The 23,556-nt window shown below is 44.8% G+C and carries 21 protein-coding genes; 17 read left to right on the forward strand and 4 right to left on the reverse strand.

The genetic code is table 11. From position 1 onward, the window contains the following. The first annotated feature begins 8 nt into the window (after positions 1-8). Both aroF and aroB read left to right on the forward strand, forming a co-directional pair. Complete coding sequence (gene aroF / locus FFM75_RS05825) at positions 9-1,004, forward strand: 3-deoxy-7-phosphoheptulonate synthase (protein ID WP_137628251.1); 996 nt, start codon at positions 9-11, stop codon at positions 1,002-1,004. 9 nt (positions 1,005-1,013) lie between these two features. Continuing rightward, complete coding sequence (gene aroB / locus FFM75_RS05830; protein WP_137628252.1) at positions 1,014-2,093, forward strand: 3-dehydroquinate synthase; 1,080 nt, start codon at positions 1,014-1,016, stop codon at positions 2,091-2,093. Positions 2,094-2,138: 45 nt separating this feature from the next. On the opposite strand, the gene FFM75_RS05835 is transcribed toward aroB, so the two are convergent. Continuing rightward, positions 2,139-2,579, reverse strand: a complete 441-nt coding sequence (locus tag FFM75_RS05835; RefSeq protein WP_137628253.1) for a hypothetical protein — start codon at positions 2,577-2,579, stop codon at positions 2,139-2,141. 131 nt (positions 2,580-2,710) lie between these two features. Next, on the reverse strand, positions 2,711-3,028 hold the full coding sequence (locus FFM75_RS05840; protein WP_137628254.1) for a hypothetical protein: 318 nt from the start codon (positions 3,026-3,028) through the stop codon (positions 2,711-2,713). Between the two features lie 305 nt (positions 3,029-3,333). On the opposite strand from FFM75_RS05840, the gene FFM75_RS05845 reads away from it, so the two are divergent. From FFM75_RS05845 to larE, 9 genes are all read left to right on the forward strand, one after another. Further along, complete coding sequence (locus FFM75_RS05845; protein ID WP_137628255.1) at positions 3,334-4,719, forward strand: class II fumarate hydratase; 1,386 nt, start codon at positions 3,334-3,336, stop codon at positions 4,717-4,719. 85 nt (positions 4,720-4,804) lie between these two features. Beyond that, positions 4,805-6,193: a flavocytochrome c gene (locus tag FFM75_RS05850; protein WP_137628256.1), complete on the forward strand. Its 1,389-nt coding sequence runs from the start codon at positions 4,805-4,807 to the stop codon at positions 6,191-6,193. 21 nt (positions 6,194-6,214) lie between these two features. Then, on the forward strand, positions 6,215-7,636 hold the full coding sequence (locus tag FFM75_RS05855) for an anion permease (RefSeq protein WP_171001443.1): 1,422 nt from the start codon (positions 6,215-6,217) through the stop codon (positions 7,634-7,636). A gap of 40 nt (positions 7,637-7,676) precedes the next feature. Beyond that, positions 7,677-8,567 (forward strand): LysR family transcriptional regulator, encoded by an 891-nt coding sequence (locus FFM75_RS05860; RefSeq protein ID WP_137628258.1) that lies wholly within the window; start codon positions 7,677-7,679, stop codon positions 8,565-8,567. A gap of 35 nt (positions 8,568-8,602) precedes the next feature. Beyond that, a complete protein-coding gene (locus FFM75_RS05865) occupies positions 8,603-9,625 on the forward strand; it encodes a HoxN/HupN/NixA family nickel/cobalt transporter (RefSeq protein ID WP_137628259.1) in 1,023 nt (340 codons plus the stop codon). A 34-nt stretch (positions 9,626-9,659) separates the two neighbouring features. Further along, positions 9,660-10,916, forward strand: a complete 1,257-nt coding sequence (locus tag FFM75_RS05870; protein WP_137628260.1) for a lactate racemase domain-containing protein — start codon at positions 9,660-9,662, stop codon at positions 10,914-10,916. Positions 10,917-10,931: 15 nt separating this feature from the next. After that, the gene (gene larB / locus FFM75_RS05875) at positions 10,932-11,687 is read left to right on the forward strand and encodes a nickel pincer cofactor biosynthesis protein LarB (RefSeq protein WP_137628261.1); all 756 of its coding nucleotides are present in this window, start codon (positions 10,932-10,934) and stop codon (positions 11,685-11,687) included. Beyond that, positions 11,687-12,937, forward strand: coding sequence for a nickel pincer cofactor biosynthesis protein LarC (larC, locus tag FFM75_RS05880; RefSeq protein WP_137628262.1), 1,251 nt, complete (start codon positions 11,687-11,689; stop codon positions 12,935-12,937). Before larB ends, larC begins: the two co-directional genes overlap by 1 nt. Then, on the forward strand, positions 12,934-13,755 hold the full coding sequence (gene larE / locus FFM75_RS05885) for an ATP-dependent sacrificial sulfur transferase LarE (RefSeq protein WP_137628263.1): 822 nt from the start codon (positions 12,934-12,936) through the stop codon (positions 13,753-13,755). Before larC ends, larE begins: the two co-directional genes overlap by 4 nt. Positions 13,756-14,381: 626 nt before the next feature. Here the strand turns inward: larE and FFM75_RS05890 are convergent. Next, on the reverse strand, positions 14,382-15,263 hold the full coding sequence (locus FFM75_RS05890) for a LysR substrate-binding domain-containing protein (protein ID WP_137628264.1): 882 nt from the start codon (positions 15,261-15,263) through the stop codon (positions 14,382-14,384). A 213-nt stretch (positions 15,264-15,476) separates the two neighbouring features. Here FFM75_RS05890 and FFM75_RS05895 point away from each other — a divergent pair, with 213 nt between their 5' ends. From FFM75_RS05895 to FFM75_RS05910, 4 genes are all read left to right on the forward strand, one after another. Then, positions 15,477-17,117 (forward strand): malolactic enzyme, encoded by a 1,641-nt coding sequence (locus FFM75_RS05895; RefSeq protein WP_137628265.1) that lies wholly within the window; start codon positions 15,477-15,479, stop codon positions 17,115-17,117. A gap of 94 nt (positions 17,118-17,211) precedes the next feature. Then, on the forward strand, positions 17,212-18,183 hold the full coding sequence (locus FFM75_RS05900; RefSeq protein ID WP_137628266.1) for an AEC family transporter: 972 nt from the start codon (positions 17,212-17,214) through the stop codon (positions 18,181-18,183). 242 nt (positions 18,184-18,425) lie between these two features. Next, positions 18,426-19,850 (forward strand): amino acid permease, encoded by a 1,425-nt coding sequence (locus FFM75_RS05905; RefSeq protein WP_137628267.1) that lies wholly within the window; start codon positions 18,426-18,428, stop codon positions 19,848-19,850. 173 nt (positions 19,851-20,023) lie between these two features. Continuing rightward, positions 20,024-20,611, forward strand: a complete 588-nt coding sequence (locus FFM75_RS05910) for an ECF transporter S component (RefSeq protein WP_137628268.1) — start codon at positions 20,024-20,026, stop codon at positions 20,609-20,611. A gap of 51 nt (positions 20,612-20,662) precedes the next feature. Here the strand turns inward: FFM75_RS05910 and FFM75_RS05915 are convergent, their stop codons facing one another. Then, positions 20,663-20,839, reverse strand: a complete 177-nt coding sequence (locus tag FFM75_RS05915; protein WP_137628269.1) for a DUF2187 family protein — start codon at positions 20,837-20,839, stop codon at positions 20,663-20,665. A gap of 232 nt (positions 20,840-21,071) precedes the next feature. Between FFM75_RS05915 and FFM75_RS05920 the strand changes: the two genes are divergently transcribed. Next, on the forward strand, positions 21,072-22,511 hold the full coding sequence (locus tag FFM75_RS05920; protein ID WP_137628270.1) for a cytochrome ubiquinol oxidase subunit I: 1,440 nt from the start codon (positions 21,072-21,074) through the stop codon (positions 22,509-22,511). Then, on the forward strand, positions 22,504-23,499 hold the full coding sequence (cydB, locus tag FFM75_RS05925) for a cytochrome d ubiquinol oxidase subunit II (protein WP_137628271.1): 996 nt from the start codon (positions 22,504-22,506) through the stop codon (positions 23,497-23,499). The genes FFM75_RS05920 and cydB overlap by 8 nt, the downstream gene beginning before the upstream one ends. The last annotated feature ends 57 nt before the right edge of the window (positions 23,500-23,556 follow it).

The raw sequence follows: 23,556 nt of genomic DNA on the forward strand, positions 1-23,556 counted from the left end.
GGATTAAGATGATTTTAGTATTAAACCCAACAACTGCAAGTGCGATGCAAGCCAAACTGGTCGCCCAATTCGGTGCCAAGACGGAGATTTTTACCCATAACAATCGGATTGCCTTACAAGGCGTTCAACCAAGTGACCTACCAGCAGACGTCCTAGCGGCGACTGATGAAGTCCTGACGGATGTGCCGGCCGCGGTACAAAGTAGCCGATTATTACACCCGGAGACGACCATCATTAAAACGCCGCATAGTGTGATTGGTGGTGATCAATTTGTCATGATGGCGGGACCTTGTTCAGTTGAAAGTGCTGACCATGTGACACGGATGGCGGAAGTGGCTAAAGCTGGTGGCGCCACAATCGTTCGCGGTGGGGCCTTTAAGCCACGGACGTCACCATACTCCTTCCAAGGATTAGGTGAGACTGGGCTACAGTACTTACGTGCCGCGGCCGATGCGAATGATTTGGATATGATCACGGAAGTCATGGATGATGAACATGTGGCGATCGTGGCAAAATACACGGATATTTTCCAAATCGGGGCCCGGAATATGCAAAACTTTTCACTGCTTAAAGCGGTCGGTCAAACTCAAATTCCAGTCGCACTAAAACGTGGCATGTCAGCGACGATTGATGATGTCTTAAATGCCGCGGAATACATTGCTGCTGGGGGCAATCATCAGATCATGTTATTAGAGCGTGGGATTCGAACGTTTGATAATAAGTACACACGGAATACCTTTGACTTGGGTGCCGTGCCGGTATTGCAGAAGTTGACCCATTACCCAGTCATTGTGGATCCTAGCCATGCGGTTGGCGAGTGGGACCTAGTGACGCCAATGGCGATGGCCGGGGTAGCTGCGGGGGCCAGTGGCATGATTGTTGAAATTCACGATGATCCGACCCACGCCTTATCCGATGGGCCACAAGCCTTAAAACCCAAGACATACTTAAAGATGGCGCAACAAGCCTTTCAATTACACACGTTAATGCAAAGTTGGAACTAGGTGATAGCGATGACAGTGATTCAAGTGACAACGGCGACTAAGGCCTATCAAGTACAATTGAGTGACCATGGGCTAACGAAAATCGGGCAAGCTGTCAGTGCGGTTTGGACGCCCCGACAAGTGGCTTTAATAACCGATACGAATGTGGGCCCGCATTATGCCCCAGCCGTGACAGCTAACTTACAAGCAGCCGGCTATCGCGTGACGGTACTGACGATTCCAGCTGGTGAGGCGAGTAAAAGTTGGGCACAAGTTGAGCGTTTGACGGCAATGTTAAGTGCTGCCCAGTTTACGCGCAGTGATGGCATCTTAGCGTTGGGCGGTGGTGTTGTTGGTGATCTAGCTGGGTTTGTGGCCGCAATTTACTTACGGGGGATTAGCCTGATTCAAGTCCCCACATCATTATTAGCGCAAGTGGATAGCTCAGTGGGCGGGAAGACAGCAATCGATTTGCCCACTGGGAAAAACTTGATTGGCAGTTTTTATCAACCTGATTTGGTCTTGATCGATCCGGCGACATTGACGACTTTACCCGCGCGAAGCTTGGCGGAAGGGTATGGTGAAATCTTGAAATGTGCGGCTATCGTTGGTGGTGATTTCTGGCAGCTAGCTGGGCAAATTACTGATTTATCTGCGTTATTAGCGCACGCCGCAGCGTTAATCACTGCGAGTGTGCAATTTAAAACGCAGGTCGTTATGGCAGATGAAAAGGAAAGCGACCAACGACAATTATTGAACTTGGGTCATACGATCGGTCATGCAGTCGAGTTATTAGGGCAGGGACAGTGGATGCATGGTGAAGCCGTGGCGATTGGCTTAGTCCAAGTGTGTCGCTTGTTTGAAGCCCATCAGCTGACGGCTAAAGGGACGGCGGCGCAGTTAGCCATGCGCCTACATGCAGTGGGTTTACCGACTGAGTTACCAGCAGCGTTATCGCCAGCAAAATTGATTGCTGCGATGCAACATGATAAGAAAGTCCATGGTGATCAATTGACATGGGTCTACTTGCAACAGATTGGGACGGCAACGTTTCATCAAGTGCCCGTCGCCAATCTAATGACTTGGGTGGCCCCCATTTTAACCAAATAAAAAAACGCACGAGCGGCAAGCTTCGTGCGTTTTTTGGGCGTTCAATTATTGAATAAGATAATGTTCTAAAATCGTTAATAATTGCTCAAAATCAGGTGGATAGGCACCATCACCGCGTCGATGAATATAATTAGTGGCGTGGAGTACTTGATGTTCCATCCGCTCATGTGTGGTTTCCCAATCATCATTTGATAAAATAATTTCCCAATAATCATGATTGGGTTTATCGGTATCGAGTCGATCATAAACCCCTTGCCACGGCTGAACGATTGCCATTAGGTCAGCGACCAGTAATGGAATCATCGCTTTATCGATCCGAAAATTCTTATGCCAAAACTTTGGCGAAAAAAGGTGCTTCAGGGCTGGCCAGTGAATTTGATTGACGACGAAACGATTCGGGCCACATTCACAACGTAACTGATAATAACCATCCCGATTGTGCAACTTAAAGTACAGAGTTGCCACTGCTGTCGGTTGATTTGACATGCCTTTTTCTCCTATAAAAAGTATCCCCCATTGGTGTATACCACTATTATGACCGATGTATGCTTTTAATACAAGCCTAATTAACTAAAAAGCTTTGGCACAAAACACGTTCCAAAGCTGATCCGGCCAGATTATTCGCCATCTTCGCTTTCAAAGGAAAGTTCACTCATTGAAAGTTCTAAATCATCTAAGACATCATTCGTGCCTAAGAACTGCGCCCAGGCCGCCGTACTTTGATCACGAGTATGCGGGGCAATCTTGTCATGTAAATTATCGATGACTGCATCCAGCATTTTTTCGGCTTGGCGGTTAATTTCAGCGTCATTATAACGGCGTGCTGGGAGCCGGTCTTGATTTTGACGATTTAAGAAGTCCGTCGCTTTAGTCATAAAAATCGCGACGACTTGCGAATTGTCAGCTAAATATGCTTTTAACGTTGCATTATCCAAGTTAAAATTCCTCCATTCAGGTATGCTTTACTATAACACATTGATTGTCAATTTTAGGGTGCCAAAGGTTTAGTTGATTAATTAATGTGAAAGACTAAACAGAATAAAAAAGTGTTTTTATTTTTATGAGCAATATTAAACAACTAATATCAGCTCCTGAAAACGTTGTCATAGCGACCTCATAAGTATATCTTATCGGTAAACTGATATTTGACTATAGTATTTTGTGAAGCTTAGAATTTGGATGTTGATTAGTTGTTACCCATTTCACATTAACATTAATTTCAAAAACGGAGGGTTTAATCATGGAAAACTATCGAGTAGAATCAGACACTTTAGGTGAAGTCAAAATCCCAGCAACCGCTTTATGGGGTGCTCAAACTGAACGGAGTCGCAATAACTTCCCAACTGGTGCCAAGATGCCACTAGAATTGATCAAAGCATTACTACAAATCAAGAAGGCCGCTGCGGTTGCCAACAAAGAATTAGATGCGATCGATCCAGCCAAAGCTGATTTGATTGTGGCCGCGATTGATAAGTTATTGAGCTTAGATGATGAAGACTTACGTAAAGACTTTCCATTAGTGATTTACCAAACTGGTTCTGGGACGCAAACAAACATGAACGTTAACGAAGTGGTGGCTCATATGGCTGCTAAGCTTAACCCAGATCTTGAAATTTTACCAAATGATGATGTGAACCATGGGCAAAGTTCCAACGATATCTTCCCAACTGCGATGAACATTACGGCCGCAGTTGCGGTTGATAACTTGGAAGCAGCCGCTGCACATTTATTAGCAGAATTAAAAGCTAAACAAGAAAAATACTGGCGTGTTGTTAAAATTGGCCGGACCCATTTACAAGATGCCACGCCAATGACCTTTGGCCAAGAAGTTAGTGGCTGGGCTAGCATGATTGAACATGATTTGAACTTCTTGAAGCAATTAAACCCAACCTTGAGTGAACTTGCCATGGGTGGGACTGCCGTCGGGACTGGCTTGAATGCGGCACCACACTTTGCTGACATTATTGCCAAGAAGATGACTGAACTTTACGGTGTCCCATTTACCGCTGATTCTAACAAGTTCTATGGCTTAGCCGCGCATTCTGGCTTAAACGTTGTTCACGGTGCCATTAAGACTTTGGCTAGTGACTTGATGAAAATCGCCAACGATGTGCGTTTCTTAGCAAGTGGTCCCCGGGCTGGCTATGGCGAATTAAACATTCCAGCTAACGAACCCGGCTCATCGATCATGCCAGGTAAAGTTAACCCAACTCAAGCCGAAGCAGTGACGATGGCGGCGGTGCGCGTTATGGGTAATGATGTCGTTGTTGGCATGGCTTCAAGCCAAGGTAACTTTGAAATGAACGTCTACAAACCAGTCCTGATCAGTGCCTTCCTTGAATCCGCTGAATTATTAACTGGGACGATGACTGGCTTTGCTGACAAGATGATTCATGGTTTATCAGTAAATGCTGATCGGATGGCAGAATTAGTGGATCGTTCCTTGATGACCGTTACGGCTTTATCACCACATATCGGTTACCATGAAAGTGCCACGATCGCGCAACAAGCTGAAAAAGATGGGACGACCTTAAAGGTAGCCGCAATCAAGTCTGGTTTAGTTACAGAGGAACAATTCGACGAATGGATGGTTCCGATTGATATGACCAATATCGACGAAAATTAATTAAATTGACCCTGAGCATTCCTACATTTAATTGTCACGATGATTAGATGTAGGAATGTTGTTTGAAAAGTGAGGTAATTTGAAGATGGCTGAAAAATTTGTTGCAACTGACTTAGCAACGTTAAAAGATAACTACGACTTAATCGTGATTGGTTCTGGTGGGGCAGGTCTCACCGCCGCAATTCAGGCCCATGAATTAGGCTTACATCCAGTGATTTTAGAAAAGATGCCGAAAATCGGTGGGAACACGACCCGCGCCTCATCCGGGATGAATGCCGCTGAAACTGACGTGCAATTGAATCATCATATTGTGGATAGTTTTGAAGATTTTTATGCCGATACGTTTAAAGGTGGCGGTCAACAAAATAATCAAGAACTATTGAAATACTTTACGGAACACAGTGCCTTAGCGATTGATTGGTTAGCTGATCATCACATTATCTTAGATGATTTGACGATTACTGGTGGGATGAGCACGATGCGGACGCATCGGCCAAGTTCGATGGCACCAATTGGTGGGTTCTTAGTGAGTGAATTATTAAAACAAGTTGCCGCAGAACAAATTCCACTGTATACCGATGTCAAAGTAAATGACTTAGTCTTAAATGATGCCCATCAAATTAGTGGTGTCAATGTGACCACGCCAAATGGTGATCGGACTTTGACGGCTAAAGCGGTGGTCTTAGCAACTGGTGGTTTTGGTGCTAATCAAGCATTGTTAACCAAATATCGGGCCGACTTAAAGGGCTATAACACTACTAACCAACCTGGTGCAACTGGTGATGGGATTGAATTAGCCCAAGCAATTGGGGCTAAACTGGTCGATATGGATCAAGTTCAAGTTCACCCAACCGTGCAACAAGATACTGACCATTCCTACTTGATCGGTGAAGCCGTTCGGGGTGAAGGGGCGATCTTGGTCAACCAACAAGGCGCCCGGTTCGTTAACGAATTGGATACGCGGAAAAATGTGACCGCTGCGATCGATGGACTCGGTGGCACCGGTGCCTGGTTAATCTTTGACCGCGGTATTCGAGATCGGGTCAAGGCCGTTGAATTTTACGATTCGATTGGCTTAGTTAAAACGGCCGATACGGTAGCGGCTTTAGCGGAAACGACCAAGTTAGATGCGGCTACGTTAACGGCAACAGTGACTAACTGGAATCAAGCCGTTGCGAGTCATCAAGACGCTGACTTTAATCGGACAACGGGGATGGATCGTGATATTCAACATGGCCCATTTTACTCAATCCACATTGCACCAGCTGTGCATTACACCATGGGTGGCGTAGCCATCAACCATTTGACGCAAGTCTTGACTGATCAAGACCAAGTCATCAATGGGTTGTTTGCCGCTGGGGAAGTTGTCGGCGGACTTCATGGTAACAACCGGATCGGTGGCAATTCAATTGCCGAAACGGTGATCTTCGGTCGGCAAGCTGGGCAACAAGTCTTTAAGTATTTGCAACAGTAGTCAATTATCAAAGGAAGCTAGATTATGGCACTTGAAAAAGTGAAGTACAAGAAGTTCATTGCGCCCATCGTCGTTGGCTTGTTGCTATGGTTCTTAGCACCAATTCGGCCCGTTGGACTATCACTTGGCGCTTGGCATATGTTTGCGCTGTTTGTCGCGACAATTATTGGTTGTATCACGCAGCCACTCCCCATTGGTGGGGTTGCAATTATTGGGTTCACAATGGCCGTCTTAACCAAAGAAGTGCCTTTAGACACCGCGATTGCGGGCTTTGGGAACGGTAGTATTTGGTTGATCGTCATGGCCTTCTTCATTTCTCGGGGATTTATTAAAACCGGCTTAGGCCGTCGGATTGCGTTGCAATTCGTGCGCGTGTTCGGGAAACGAACACTGGGCTTAGCCTATTCCTTAATCGGGGTCGATTTGGTCTTAGCACCAGCGACACCAAGTAACACCGCCCGGGCCGGCGGAATCATGTATCCCATTATTAATTCGTTGTCAGAGGCCTTTGGGTCGTCACCCAAGCAAGGGACGCAACGTAAGATTGGGTCATTCTTGATGTATTCTGAATTCCAAGGGGACATTATTACGTCGGCTATGTTCTTAACTGCCATGGCCGGCAACCCCTTAGCCCAATCATTGGCGAAAACGATGGGCGTGCACATTACGTGGATGAACTGGTTTATCGCCGGGGTCGTCCCCGGGTTAATTTCACTCATTGTTGTGCCATTTATTATTTATAAAATGTTCCCACCTGAAGTTAAGGAAACGCCGAATGCCAAGCAGTGGTCTGAAAGCCAATTAGGTGAAATGGGTCCCATTACGGTACCCGAAAAATTCATGGCTGGTATCTTTGTGATTGCGCTTGTGCTCTGGGTTACTGGGACATTAACTGGTATCGATGCAACATTAACGGCGTTTATTGCCTTATCATTGCTCTTGCTTTGTGGGGTCTTATCATGGCAAGATGTTACTAAGGAAACCGGTGCTTGGAATACCTTAACTTGGTTCTCAGTTTTAGTTATGATGGCAACGCAGTTGAACGAAACTGGCTTTATTCCTTGGTTGAGTAAAGCAATTGCGTCTGCGATGAGTGGCTTGAACTGGATCATCGTATTAGTGGTTTTGATTTTGGCTTACTTCTATAGTCATTACTTGTTTGCCAGTGCAACTGCCCATGTGAGCGCGATGTACAGTGCGTTTCTAGGGGTTGCCATTTCCGCCCATGTACCGGCGCTACTAGCTGCTTTAATGCTTGGTTTCTTCGGTAACTTATTCGGTTCTACGACCCATTACAGTAATGGTCCGGCCCCAATCATGTTTGGTTCAGGGTATGTGACCCAAAGTGAATGGTGGCGGATGAATGCCATCTTAGGGATCGTGTACTTTATCATTTGGATAGGTGCCGGGTCGCTTTGGATGAAACTAATTGGTATGTGGTAAAGCGGGGCGTAGCATCATTTTAAAGAAATGAGTGGTAATGATGAATACTCGTGATTTAGCCTATTTTCGAACCTTAGTGGAAGTTAAGAACTATACGGTCGTGGCCCAAAAGTTTGCCGTTTCACAACCAGCGGTAACCCAAGCCATTCACCGCTTAGAAAAAGAATTTGATGTTAAGTTAGTGATCCAAGATCGTCGGCATCAACGAACTGAAATTACGCGCGCAGGGCAATTATTGTATAAAAATGCGCAAGCAATTCAAGCCAATATTGCGTTAGCGCATCGCGAAATTGAAAGTAGTAAACAACCACTGATTCGATTTGGCTTACCACCAATTATTGGCACGATGTATTTCACCAATATTGCGGGTGAACTATTAGATACGGGCTACTTACCACAACTGGCGATTACGGAAACTGGTTCTGGTGAACTACTGACTAAACTGGAACATGGTGACATTGATATTGCGCTTTTAGGGTCGTTTGAACCCTTAGCCTTACCAGCCATTCATGCGGTTCAGTTGGGCAGTCGGCCGTTCAGTGTGATTGTGAGCCCCAAACACCACTTGGCACACCGTCAAAGTGTTAGTTTTAAAGAATTAGGTGACGAGAAATTTATCGGTTTGACCGGTAAATATGTCCATCCCGGCGCGTTCAATGAATTTTGTCACGCGGCGGGGGTCGCCCCTAAAATCATTTATAATACGCCTGATATTTCTTGGGCGAAAGGACTAGTAAAGGCTAATTTAGGAATTAGCCTTTTAGTTCGTGACATCGTTAATTCCGACGATGGTTTGATTTGCTTGGATATTAGTGATCAAGTGCCGACGAGTTTTAACGTGTCAGTTGCGACGCGGAACGGGTATGTTTTAACGGCAACGGAGCAACAATTTATTGATAAGTTATTAACGATGCAAATTCAGCCGGAATAATTTCGGCGAATTTAACGCGGAAGGTGGTTAGAACCTTGCAAGTTAAAACCAAACATTATCCATTAGGGGTGGATTTGATAAAGTATGGTGGCTTAGTGGCCATCATCTTTATAACCGGAATTTTGTTAGCGGCTTCATACTTGCGCCAATACCCTGCATTACTTTCGATGGCGTTACTCTCATTTGTGTTTGGGCTGCAACATGCGTTTGATATTGATCACATTACAGCGATTGATAATATTACGCGTAAGATGATTAATGAAGGCCGTAATACGCATGGTGTGGGGTTTTGTTTTTCATTAGGGCATTCATTAGTCGTTAATTTGATGGCATTAGTGACGATTTTCTTTGTTACTTGGTCGAAAAAAATGTTACCGGCCTTTCAAAGTATCGGTGGCATTATTGGCACGACCTTTGCCGGGGCAATGTTGATCTTACTGGCCATTATTAACTTATTCATTTTAGTTGGGATTTGGTCAGAATTTAAACATTTGGATCAACCGAATACCGATGCGGGATTTAAAAAAGGCCGCATCTATCACTTGTTTGAACGTTCTTTACATTTGATTAACCATAATTGGCAAGTGATCGGGATTGGGTTTTTATTTGGCCTGGGTTTTGATACTGCCACTCAAATTGCGGTTTTAGCGACATCGGCCGTGACTGCGAGTCAAGGGGTGCCGTGGTATGCGGTCTTATCGTTTCCATTGTTATTCACTGCGGGCATGTGCTTACTAGATACGGGTGATGGGATTTTTATGAGCACGGCTTACAGTTGGGTCTTTGCCTCACCGTATCGTAAAGTGTATTACAACTTAGTGTTAACGGGGTTATCAGTGGCGGCGGCCTTGTTCTCCGGCATCGTCAACTTGTTGTTAGCGGCTAAACTGATTTTTGGTGTTGATAATGCCATGATGAGTTGGGTCGAAGGGTTGAACTTCACGTATTTAGGCCTCATTTTGGTGGGGTTATTCGTTGTGACGTGGAGCGTTGCGTTGATTTGTTGGCATTATTTGGGCTTGAATAAAAAAGATCAGGCTTTGAAATCAATTAAATAAGCGGGTTTTAATCATGAAGAAAGCAGTGATTTAGTTGAATATTAACGTACCGTATGGCAAAAGTGATCAATTTAAGATTACGGTTCCAGATCAGCAATTAGTCGGCGTGTTTAATCCGAATCCGGTCGATGCCGTTGATGAAAATATGGCGATTGACCAAGCGTTAAAGTCGCCTTATTTCGATGAATCATTTGACGAATTTATGGCAACTGATGAACAAGTTGTCTTTATCGTGAACGATGGGACCCGGCCAACACCGACCGCCAAAATCTTGCAGCATATTTACCCTAAAATTAAAGATAAGAATATTTATTTTATCGTCGCGACTGGGGTCCATCGCGAACCCACGCAAGAGGAATATAACTTTATTTTTGGCAAGGACATTTATGCAGATCTGGTGCAAAAACACCGGATCCACTGTCATGATTGTCACAATGATCCGATGACTTATTTGGGCGAGTCACAAAATGGCACGCCCATGTACTTGAATAAAATCGTTGCCGAAGCGCACAAAGTGGTTCCAATCAGTTCGATCGAACCACATTATTTTGCCGGCTACACCGGTGGGCGTAAATCTTTCTTACCCGGTGTGGCATCATATGACACGATTTCAAAGAATCATTATTTAGCGTTACAAGATTCGGCACGGGCATTAAAACTCGATGGTAATCCAGTCCATGAAGATATGATGGATGCGATGAAGGTCCTGAGTGGCATCAATATTTTTGCCATTGAAATGGTACTAGATAGTCATCATGATATTTATGCCGTCACGGCGGGGGACTTAACGAAGTCGTTTTATGCGGGCATCGATAAAGCGAAAGAAGTTTATGGCGTCATGATTCCCAAGAAAGCTGATATTGTCATTTCGACGGCACCATATCCGATGGATGTCGATTTGTATCAGTCACAAAAGGCCCTTGATAACGGGAAGTTAGCATTGAATCAAGACGGAATTTTGATTTTGGTGGCGAAGTGTCGAACGGGGATTGGACCGAAGCCATTTTACGACTTATTAAGTTCTGAAAAAGAACCGGCGGCTGTGTTGGATAAGATTCATCACAGTTGGAAGCTGGGCTACCACAAGGCGGCCAAGATGGCGCAAATTGACACTTGGGCGCAAACCTGGGCGGTGTCAGACCTAACTGATGAAGAAATGCGCAATGTCCACTTTAAACCGTACCACGATTTGAAGGTGGCCTTAGCGGATGCCTTAGCCGAAAAAGGGTCCGATGCATCGGTGATCGTCTTGCCGGCTGGCTCGATGACGGTGCCAGAAGTTCAAGCGTAAGTTAGGAGGAATTCGATGGATAAAAAGGCCTTAGCCCAACTGTTACAACAAGTGGCTAGTCAAAACCTATCCGTTGAAGCGGCGCTTGCCAAACTCGACACGCCGCAAACAGCCGACTTAGGTTTTGCTAAAGTTGATTTAGCACGTCAGCAGCGGACTGGCTATCCAGAAACGATTTTTGGTGCGGGGAAAACGGCGCGTCAAATTATTGCCATTATCCAAACCATGCAACAAGAATCTCCGTATGTGCTTTGCACGCGCGTGGACGCTGAAAAAGCCGCCGCGGTGCAAGCTGAAGTTCCGGCCGCACAGTATGATGTGACGGCGCGTTGTTTAGTGGTTGGCCAGCGGGCCACACCCAAGACTGACCAAACGATCGCGATCGTCACGGCAGGAACGTCTGATTTACCCGTCGCTGAAGAGGCGGCCTTAACGGCTGAAGTATTTGGTAATCATGTGACCCGGGTCTTTGATGTTGGTGTCGCCGGGATTCAACGACTATTTGACCAATTAGATGTCATTCGAGCCGCGCAAGTTGTCATCGTCGTGGCTGGCATGGAAGGGGCCTTAGCGAGCGTTGTCGGTGGTTTGGTTGATAAACCAGTTATTGCACTACCAACGAGTGTGGGCTATGGGAGTAGTTTTCAAGGCCTCAGTGCGTTACTCACGATGTTAAATAGCTGTGCTGAAGGCGTGAGTGTCGTCAATATTGACAATGGCTTTGGTGCTGGCTACTGTGCTAGTGTCATTAATCAGTTAGGGGTGTCGTAATGCGTGGATTGTATTTAGAACCATTCTCTGGCATTAGTGGGGATATGTTGATTGGAGCGCTGTTGGACTTAGGACTCGACTTTGACCAGTTCAAAGCTGAACTAGCCAAGCTCAATGTGACGGGCTATCACTTAGTGGCCGAAAAGACGGCGGCAAGTAATATTTATGGCACGAGTTTTGATGTCTTGTTGGACCAAGGGACTAAAGATACTGGTTTTCATGAAGCACATCAGCATGACCATCACCACCATGCCCGGCATTTGAGCGATATTTTAGCCTTGATCGATGCGAGTGATTTGAAACCACAAGTTAAGACCAACGCCAAAGCAATCTTTAATGAGATTGGCCGTGCAGAAGGATATGTGCATCATGTGCCGATGAGTGAGGTCCATTTTCATGAAGTTGGGGCGTTGGATTCGATTGTGGATATTGTCGGTTGCTGTGTGGCGATTGACTTATTAGGAATTGAAACGATTAAGAGTGCACCGCTAAGCGATGGTCAAGGGTTCATTAATGTGGCCCATGGTCAAATGCCCGTGCCGGTCCCAGCCGTTGCCCAAATGCTCGTCGATAGCCAAGTGCCATTTAAACAACGTGAAGATGTGCAGACGGAATTAGTGACCCCAACTGGCATGGGATTCGTGAAAACGATGGTGTCAGAATTTGGTCGTTTGACGACGGCTAATCATATTAAAAAAGTCGGCTATGGCTTTGGTAAACGGCAAACGGGCAGTTTTAATGCGTTGCGCGTGATGTTGTTTGAAAATGCGGTGAGTAGTCAAACCGTAAGGACCACCAATGACCAAGTCACCTTGATAGAAACTAACTTGGATAATCAAACGGGCGAAGGGTTAGGCTTTGCCATGCAACAGCTATTAGCTGCTGGTGCATTAGATGTATTTTTGACCCCGATTCAAATGAAAAAGAATCGTCCAGCGCAGAAACTCTCAGTGTTAGTTACGCCAAGTCAAGTCGATGCGATGGCCCAAAAGTTGTTCCAGTTAACGACGGCTAAAGGCTTACGTTATCAAACACTAAATCGTAAAATTATGCAACGCCATTTTGAAACGATTGCGACGGCTTATGGCCCATTAAAAATCAAAATTGCCCAATATGGTGCGGTCATCAAACGCACGCCTGAATATGACGATTGTGCGCAAATTGCCAGTCAACGAGGGTTAAGTTTAGAAGCTGTCTACCGAACCGTCCAACAAGCGATTCAGCAACATTTTGAGGAGGAAATCAAATGAATCAACAAACTGAACGTTTAATGAAAAATCTTAAAGGCATGCAGTCAGCCGTCGTCGGTTTTTCTGGTGGGATTGATAGTACGTTGGTTTTAAACACTGCTTTATCGGTATTGGGCCGTGAAAATGTTTTAGCGGTCGTCGCCAATTCTGAATTGTTTAGTGATGATGAATTTAATGCCGCCGTTAAGTTAGCACAGTCAATGGGTGCCAATGTTGAAACCACGACGATTGATTATTTAAGTGAACCCCATGTTAAACATAACACGTCTGATAGTTGGTATTATGCCAAGCAGTTATTTTATCAACGCTTAGAATTGATTCGCCAACAACATGACTTTCATGTCGTTTTAGATGGGATGATCATGGATGATTTAAACGACTATCGCCCTGGGATGAAGGCACGTGATGAAGCTGGCGCCAAGAGTCCACTCGAGATGGCTGGTTTTTATAAGACCGATGTCCGCAATTTAGCTCATGAACAAGGGCTGACGAATTGGAGTAAAGTGCCTTCATGCAGCATTGCGTCACGTTTTCCATACAATACAACGTTAACGTCAGCGATGCTAACGCGAGTGTTAAAGGCGGAAAAATATTTGCGGACCCAAGGATTCCCAGTAGTCCGGGTTCGCTCGACTGGTGAAACGGCGCGGATTGAAGTGCCAAGTGATCAAATCGATGACTTAATGGTCCAACGTGAAGCCGTTAACCATGAACTTAAAGCGCTTGGCTTCGACTTTGTCTCAATTGATTTAGGTGGTTTTGTGAGTGGTCATATGAACAGTCAGTTGTCGGCGGCACAATTAGCGCAATTTGCTTAAGTGTTCGTGGTGGTTGTCGCTTCCGGTCAGCCGTAATTTCAGTCGCTGTGGCGACCGGTGCGAGCCTGAAGAGCGGTCTCGCACCTCACTTTGAAGCTCGGCCAAGACCGCCAATCTTCAAAGCTGTCGGTGGTGTAAGTTCGGCCAAAGTCGCCGAACTAACGCCACTGACACGGCGACTGCCATTACGGCTGACCTTCAGCTAAGTTAGCTTACTTAAATGATTTGCCAAACAGGTTAAAAAATTTGATTAAAAACAGACGTAAAGCCCGAGTTAGCTTTACGTCTGTTTTTTCTATTAGCCTTACATAAAATAAAACAAGTAGTTGCATTGGAGAATTGAAAATCATGGCATTTGAATAGGTGTAAGTCGTGCTTCATTTCGCCAATCAAAGCTATTCATAGCAATAAAATCAAATTCAGGTGGCGCTGGTTAGTGATGGAATTAGCCGCGACAGTGGTGTTGAGTCGGAGTGGACTTGTCCGACTTTATACCACGAGGCACTTGGGAGATTTGCGGGTTGGGCAAAGCTTCCAGGTGAGGTTCAAGACGTTCTTCAGGCTTGGACCGGTCTCCGCAGCTAATGGAATGACTAACCAGCGCCACCGGCAACAGTGTGTGCAAGCTAGCCCTTCAAAGTCGCATGCATAATCGTCAATAGTTGCAACTGTGCGGGAGTCAAGATGTGTGACGTCCGATAAACAATGCTCGTGATAAATTCCGGTTGCTCTTCATCCATGAGTTCTAAGCGCACGACCTCATCTTGATGATCGGTGATGTCAGTTAAATAAGTGATACCCACATTTTGAGCGACTAATTTCATGATGATGTGGGTATCGTTGGAGCGAAAGACCACGTCGGGGCGAAAGTGATTGCGCCGCGTGAGTTTATTAAAAGCTTGATTATGGACGAAGCTGCTTTCAAATAAAACGAACTCGTCATGGCGTAGTTCACTAAAGAAAACCCGTTTGCGGTCCGCTAATGGATGATCCTTACTAACATAAATATAAAACGGGTGACGATCAAACTCATCGGCAATCAAATTGGCATAGGATAGGGGTTCGATCGAACCAAGTAGTGCCATGTCCATTTTACCGGCTAGTAACGCTTTGCGCAGTTCAACTGAGCCACCCTCCATCGTCACAATATTACGTAATAGTCGCTTAGCCTTGAGCTGGGCGGCTATTTTTGGAAAATAATAGTTTTCAATAATTGGTGGTAAGCCTAACGTGATTTGATTTTGAACGAGATTTTGAATTTCTTGATGGGCAATATCCAGTTCACGCAAAATACGGGTGGCATGTTCGGCAAGTTGTTCACCGCTAGGGGTGATGGTTAACGAGTGGTGTACGCGGTCGCGAATGACCAGCCGAGCGTTGAATTCGGACTCTAATCGTTGGATGGCGGTGGTAATCGTTGGTTGGCGGACATCAAAAATTTCAGCAACTTTTGAAAAGTTTTTTGAAATAATTAATTGTTGAAAATATGCTAAGTCTTTTGTATTCATTTTTTCTCCTGTTATATCAGCGTTTGTAACGATATTATAAAATATTTTGATAACAAACTTCAAGTTTGACTATAATATTTTAGGCGGTTTACAGTGTTACTTGTAAATTGATAAGCGCAGATTGTTGACCAACCGTAACCGTGTCCGTTAACCTGTTACGCGTAGTTTATTACTTGGTTAATTCAACTGCCTAATTAAATGGAGGAACTAAACATGACACAAACTGCAGATCGCATTTTAAATAACCCATTTTTGAATAAAGGGACCGCGTTCACGAAAGAAGAACGCCAAGCACTTGGTTTGACTGGAACCTTACCTAGTCAAGTCCAAACCATCGATGAACAAACCACCCAAGCTTATGCACAATTCCAAAGCAAAGCGACGCGGTTGGAAAAACGGATTTTCTTAATGAACTTATTCAATGAAAATCGGACGTTGTTTTACCACTTGATGGATGAACATGTCGTTGAATTCATGCCAATCGTTTATGATCCAGTGGTTGCTGATTCAATCGAACAATATAATGAATTATTCTTAGACCCACAAAATGCGGCCTTTGTATCAGTCGATGCACCAGAAGACGTTGAAGCAACTTTAAAGAATGCTGCTGAAGGTCGTGACATTCGCTTAGTCGTTGTTACTGATGCAGAAGGCATCTTAGGTATGGGCGACTGGGGTGTCAACGGGGTTGATATCGCGGTTGGTAAATTGATGGTGTACACCGCTGCTGCTGGGATCGACCCATCACAAGTGTTACCTGTCAGCATCGATGCTGGGACCAATAATCAAAAATTATTAGATGACCCATTGTACTTAGGTAACCGTCACAAGCGGATCGCTGGTGATCAATACTACGATGTTATCGACAAGTTTGTTCAAGCTGAACAAAAGTTATTCCCAGAATCATTATTACATTGGGAAGACTTTGGCCGCGCTAATGCACAAGTCATCTTAGACAAGTACAAGGACAAAATCGCGACCTTTAACGATGATATCCAAGGCACTGGGATGGTTGTGTTAGCTGGTATCTTAGGCGCCTTAAACATCTCTAAGGAAAGTATCAAAGACCAAAAGATCTTATCATTTGGTGCTGGTACTGCTGGGATGGGAATTGCCAACCAAATCATGGATGAATTAATGCAAGCTGGTTTGACCGAAGCCGAAGCCAAGCAACATTTCTACGCTGTCGACAAGCAAGGGTTGTTATTCGATGATACCGAAGACTTAACACCAGCGCAAAAAGCCTTTACGCGGCAGCGGAGCGAATTCAGCAATGCGGATGAATTAACGAACTTAGAAGCCGTTGTTAAAGCGGTTCATCCAACGGTCATGATTGGGACATCAACCCAACCTGGGACCTTTACTGAAAGCATTATTAAGGAAATGGCTGCGCATACTGAACGGCCAATCATCTTCCCATTATCAAATCCAACCAAATTAGCTGAAGCTAAGGCTGAAGATTTGATCAAGTGGACCGATGGCCGGGCCTTAGTTGCGACTGGGATTCCTGCTGATGATGTTGAATACAAGGGTGTCACTTACCAAATCGGTCAAGGGAACAATGCCTTGATGTACCCTGGGTTAGGTTTTGGTTTGATTGCGTCAACTGCCAAAGTCTTGAACAGTGAAACGTTATCCGCTGCTTGCCATGCATTAGGTGGCATCGTTGATACAAGCAAGCCTGGGGCGGCCGTCTTACCACCAGTGGCTAAGATTACTGAATTTTCACAAACGTTAGCTGAAGTTGTGGCCCAAAGTGTCCTCGACCAAAAGCTGAACAAAGAACCTATCACGGATGCGAAACAAGCGGTAGCAGACATGAAATGGGTCCCAGAATACCAAACGATCAAGTAGTGGTCGCATAAGAGAAAAAGAGCTTGCGGGTCGGTCGGCATAACTGACCTAGCAACATAAGAGAGAAAAAATTGTAGGAAGTGGAGACAAACTCATGGCTGTTTTATGGAATTCGATCCAAAGCGTCCTCGTGGTCGTTTTGATTATGATTTTAGGATATGTGTTACGCCGAGCCGGTTGGTTCGATGATAAATTCGGGGGGACCATCTCTAAGTTTATTAAGAATATTGCCTTACCAGCGTCAATCTTCGTGTCAGTGCTTAGTCGATTGACTCGGGGCCAACTAGCGTCGTTTTCAGGTTACTTGGCTTACGCCTTCTTGGCGGTCATCATTGGTTATTTGATTGCCTTTGCCTTAGTTAAGATCATGCATATCAAACCAGGGCGTAAAGGGATCTTTATTAACGCGATGGTCAACGCCAACACGATTTTCATTGGGTTACCTTTGAATATTGCGTTGTTCGGTGAAAATAGTATGACGTACTTCTTGGTCTACTATATCGTCAATACCGTTTCAACTTGGGCATTTGGGGTCTTCTTGATTTCAAATGATGATCCAACTAAGCCGAAGGAAAAGACGCATAATAAGATTGATTGGAAGAAAGTTATCCCAATGCCGCTAGTTGGGTTCTTGGTTGCGTTGGTCTTCTTGCTGTTAAACATTCCAATCTTGAAAATCAGCTTCGTCAATTCAACATTGACTTATGTTGGTAACTTAGTGACCCCATTATCCTTGATTTATATTGGGATCGTCTTAGCCGATGCTGGCTTGAAGAGTATTCGTTTTGATCGTGATACGATCGTGGCCTTACTTGGTCGGTTTGTCTTGTCGCCAGTTATCATGATTGCAGTCTTGATGGTTGCGGGTAACCTCGGCGCTAGCTTCCCAACCATGGCGTCACAAACCTTGATCGTACAATCGGCAACGCCAATGTTAGCCGTCTTACCAATCTTGGCGAATGAATCACATGGGGACGTGGAATATGCCACTAATGTGGTCACCACTAGTACCGTCTTGTTCATCGTGGTCGTACCGATCTTGATGTCATTGATTCAATTTATCTAATAAATTAAAAAGAAATTAAAAGGATGTTGACTGTGATGGTCAGCATCTTTTTTTTGTGGTCGATTAATGCAGGAATGAGTAATCTTTGGTTGAAATGACTAATGGTGATGAAACCGCTTATTATCAGCTTTTTACCATTAAAAAATGAAAATAATATCGGTATTTACTTGACTATTTAGGTGAAAATCAATAAAATTAACAACATTGTATTAATAAGAATTTAATTAGGAGGCATTTATTAAATGAAAGAATCACGGCGGTTATTGGTGAAAAAGCCCGTCAATCCAGCGAACTTTAATCGTGGCGGTCTAGCCAAGACGCTCGATGCCTTCAGTTTAACGATGATGGGGGTCGGCGCGATTGTCGGCTCTGGGATCTTCATCATGCCCGGCATTATTGCCGCTAAGTATGCTGGCCCAGCGGCAATGCTCTCATTTGTGATTGCAGCGGTGGTTTGTTCCTTAGCAGCGTTATGTTATGCCGAATTCTCATCAACGATTCCGTTGGCTGGGAGTGCCTATACGTATGTTTACACGGTCTTTGGTGAATTTTTGGCCTGGATCTTGGGCTGGGCGTTAATTTCAGAATATCTCTTTTCAGTGTCGTCGGTGGCCGTTAGTTGGTCGTCATATTTCCAAAATTTATTAAGTGGTTTTGGTATCAAATTGCCAGCCTTCTTATCGGCAGCCGCTGGGACGGCGGGAGCGCCACATGCGGGTTTTAACTTGATTGCCTTTATTGTGGTTTTAGCCATTTCATTGTTATTGGTAGGTGGCTTACAAGAATCAACGCGGGTTAATTCGATTATGGTCGTGGTCAAGATTTTGGTCATTGCGCTATTTATCGGCGTGGCGATTTTCTTTGTCAAGCCCGCTAATTTCCATCCGTTTATGCCACATGGTGTTTCAGGACTGTTTAAAGGGGCATCGTTAGCCTTTTATGCGTATATTGGGTTTGATGCCGTTTCAACTGCCTCTGAAGAAGTCAAAAATCCTAAACATGATATGCCGATTGGGATTATTGGCTCGTTGATCGTGGCTTCAGTGCTTTACATTGCGATGTCAATTGTCTTAGTCGGGGTCGTGCATTATACCAAGTTAAACGTTGGTGACCCAGTGGCGTATGCCTTAGGCGTTATTCATCAAAATTGGGCTGCTGGGATCGTCTCACTAGGGGCCGTCGTTGGGATGACGACAGTGTTAATCGTGATGCTTTACGGTGGGACACGGCTGCTATTTGCCATTAGTCGTGATGGGTTATTGCCCAAGACTTTCCAAAGCTTAAATCCACGCACTAAAGTGCCAGTTAAGAGTACTTGGATCTTTGGGGTAATTGCCAGCTTCTTTGCGGCGGTGATTCCATTGGATAAAATTGCGGAGTTAGTTAATATTGGGACGTTGTTTGCATTTGCGATGGTGTCAATTGGGGTCATCTTCTTGCGTAAACATGAAACGTTACAACAAATTGAAAGCTCATTTAAAGTACCGTTTTATCCGGTGTTACCAATCGTGTCATTTTTAGCTTGCATCTACTTGATGATCAACTTACAGGCATTCACTTGGGAAATGTTTGCGATTTGGGTCGTGATTGGGATTATCATTTACTTCATTTATGGTTATCACCATTCTAAGGTACGCGCTAATATTGAAGCTCACGAAACAAAATAATTTTTTACGCCTCCGACGGTTGTGGGGGCGTTTTTTTGATAAAATGGACAGTGAACTAACCGTGATACAGTCGGCTACTGTTGTTGGGGTTAGCGGGTGATCGTGAACTCGGCTGGTCCTGATCACTAATACGGCAACCTCGGCCGTAAAAAATCAGAGAGGAAGTCAAGCTTATGAAGCGTAAGTCCAACGCTTATCAAATCAGTGTCCTCGCAGTTTTGACTGCGATTGTTATCGTGCAAAATTTTGTGCCGTTATTTGGCTACATTCCTTTACCGGGATTAAGTATTACGACGATTCACATTACAGTCATCATCGCGGCGGTCATTTTAGGGCCGCGCGATGGGGCGATTATTGGTGGGGTCTGGGGCTTAATTGACTGGATTCGGGCCTTTACAGCGCCGACCAGTCCATTAGCACCAATCGTTTTCACGAATCCTTTAGTGTCAGTGTTACCACGGATCCTAGTGGGGGTCGTTGCTGGGGTAATCTTCATGCATTGGGCCAAACGACCACATCCAACGGTTGGGATGGTCATCGCAGCGGTCGTCGGGTCATTAGTGAACACGGTTTTAGTCTTAGGCTTAATCGGCATACTATATAGCCACGCCGCGGCGGGTTTTTATCAAATCGATATTTCAAAATTAATGCCATACTTATTAACGATTGTCGGTACCAATGGGATTCCAGAAGCCATTTTGGCCGGGATTTTAACCCCATTGATTGCGACACCGTTACTACGGTTTAAAAAGCGGCATTGAGAACGATTAAAAAGGCATCGACGCCATTGAAACGCGTCGATGCCTTTTGTGCTAGTTAACTGCAGTGACTTTCTTTTGACTCACAATCACCTTGTTGTGATATTTATCCACGATCTCTGGGTCCGTACTGGTGAATTCTACGAGATAAGAGTTCGTGTAGGCCTTCGCAATGGTACCCGTAAAGGTCTGTCCTTCGAGCTTAAATGATACCGTACTCCCAATATCCATTTGATGGCCTCTTCTCTAAATAATGTTGTTAATATAGCACGGATTGGCAAAATGTCAACTAACAAACGGGTTTTGCTGCAATTGAGGGCTTGAAAGTTAGTGACTTTGACTATTTTGAGAATAAAAGTTGAGTTTGATTGAATTTTCACTTATCGCTTGATATGATTAAGATGATTTTAAATGGTTCCGCTTACTTAAACGAACCAAACAGTTAATTAAAGGAGGGATTACCATGAATTTCGGCTTGAGTATTTTATCTTTAGCCCGCTTTCAATTTGCGATGACGACGGTCTTTCATTTCTTCTTCGTGCCATTATCAATCGGGTTAGCGTTGATCGTTGCGATTATGGAAACAATTTATGTTGTCAAAAAAGATCAACTATATAAGCATATGGCACAATTTTGGGGCCGGATCTTCTTACTTAGTTTTGCAGTGGGGGTCGTGACTGGGATTATTCAAGAATTCCAATTCGGCATGAATTGGTCGGATTATTCACGGTTTATGGGTGACATTTTTGGAGCGCCGCTAGCAATTGAAGCGTTGGTTGCGTTCTTTATGGAATCCACATTTATTGGATTATGGATGTTTGGCTGGGACCGGTTTAGTGCTGGCATTCACTGTGCATTCATTTGGTTGACCTCAATTGGGACCATGATTTCTGCGATGTGGATTTTAGCCGCAAACAGTTTCATGCAAAATCCAGTTGGGTTTATGATCAACGCTAAGACTGGGCGCGCGCAAATGACCAGTTTTGGCGCGGTCGTTAAGAATCCACAGTTATGGTACGAATTACCACATGTCTTGTTCGGGGCGTTTGTGACCGGCTCGTTTGTGGTTGCTGGGATGGCGGCCTTTGCGTTGCTTAAGAAACGCAATGTTGACTTTTTCCGTAAATCCATCAAAGTCAGCTTGATCGTGGGCTTGATTGCCACGATCGGTGTCGTTGGCATGGGGGACTTACAGACGCGTTATATCATTAAAGAACAACCAATGAAGTTTGCGGCGACTGAAGGGCTATACAAAGACTCAGGGTCACCGGCGGCTTGGTCGATTTTGGAAAGCCAAAACACCAAGCAACACAAATCTAATTGGTCAATTGATGTGCCATACGTTTTGGATATTTTGAGTTATCACAAATTATCTGGGAACGTTAAGGGTCAAAATAAGTTGAACAAGGAACTACATGCGAAGTACGACAAGAAGTTTGGGAAAGATATGAATTACTATGTCCCAGGTAAGACGTTGTACTGGAGCTTCCGGGTCATGGCGATTTCAGGTGGGTTATTTGCCTTGATTGCCATTATTGGGCTGTTCTTTAACCGTGCTGGCTCTGACCTGATCATGCGGCAACGGTGGTTCTTATGGGTTCTTGCGATTTGTACGTTCTTACCATTTGCGGCCAATACGGCGGGCTGGTTCATTACGGAATTAGGTCGTTACCCATGGGTCGTTTACGGGTTATTAACGATTGCTGATGCGGTGTCACCGAATGTTAGTGTTGCCTCGTTATTGACTTCAAATATCGTGTACTTCTGCTTGTTCAGTGGTTTAGGCATCGTCATGATCGTCTTATCACGGCGGACCTTACGCCAAGGCCCCGATGACTTATTGAAAGCCACCGACGATGCACCATATGACCCATATGGTAAGGGGGCGTTCAGTCATGAGTAACTTACAATTCTTATGGTTTATTTTAGTTGGGGTCTTATTTAGTGGTTTCTTCTTCCTTGAAGGGTTTGACTTTGGGGTCGGGATGTCAATCAAGAGCTTAGCCCAAAACCGTGCCGAACGGGATGTGGTTATTCATACGATTGGTCCGCATTGGGATGCCAATGAAGTTTGGTTGATTACAGCTGGTGGCGCGATGTTTGCGTCATTTCCAATGTGGTATGCATCCTTGTTTTCAGGCTTCTATTTGATTTTGCTGTTGATTTTGGTCGCTTTGATTATGCGGGGCGTTTCCTTTGAATTTCGGAGCCGGATGGAAACGGATGCCGGTCGCAATTTCTGGGAATGGGCGGCTGCATTAGGCAGTTTCTTTGCGGCCTTCCTATTTGGGATGATGTTTACCGCGTTGGTTAAAGGGATGCCGATCAATGCGCATGGTGATATGACCGCACACTTTACCGACTATGTTAACTTGTTTTCAATCGTCGGCGGGGTCGCCGTTAGCTTACTATGCTACTTACATGGGTTGAACTTTATTCGGCTAAAGACGACGGGGACGTTGCGTGAACGCGCTTTGAAGTGGGCGAAACCATTGTATTGGGTTTTGTTTGCTGGTGAAGTTGTCTTTGCCATCCTATTGTTCTTTAACACCGATTTCTTCACGAAGAAGCCAGTTTCGACGTTGATTTTAGTCGTGGCCTTAGTGGTATTAACGGTGTTGGCAACCTGGGGTGTTTATGGCAATCATGAATGGTTATCCTTTGTCAGCAGCGGGTTATCATTGATCGATGTGGTGGTCTTGTTATTCAACGGCCTATTCCCACGGGTAATGGTCGCTAACAACGCTGCTAACAGTATCTTGATCAAGGATGCGTCCAACTCGCCATATACGCTACATTTGATGACGGTCATCTCATTGTCGGTCTTGCCGATTATGTTGATTTACTTCATTTGGAGTTATTGGGTCTTTTATAAACGGCTCGCTAGTTAAGAGTGTGAAGGCGGGCGGGAGTTTCTGAGCATTAGCCTAGCTAGTCAATTAGTCGGT

The organism is Lactiplantibacillus daowaiensis (assembly GCF_005405085.1).
In the GTDB taxonomy this organism is placed as follows: domain Bacteria; phylum Bacillota; class Bacilli; order Lactobacillales; family Lactobacillaceae; genus Lactiplantibacillus; species Lactiplantibacillus daowaiensis.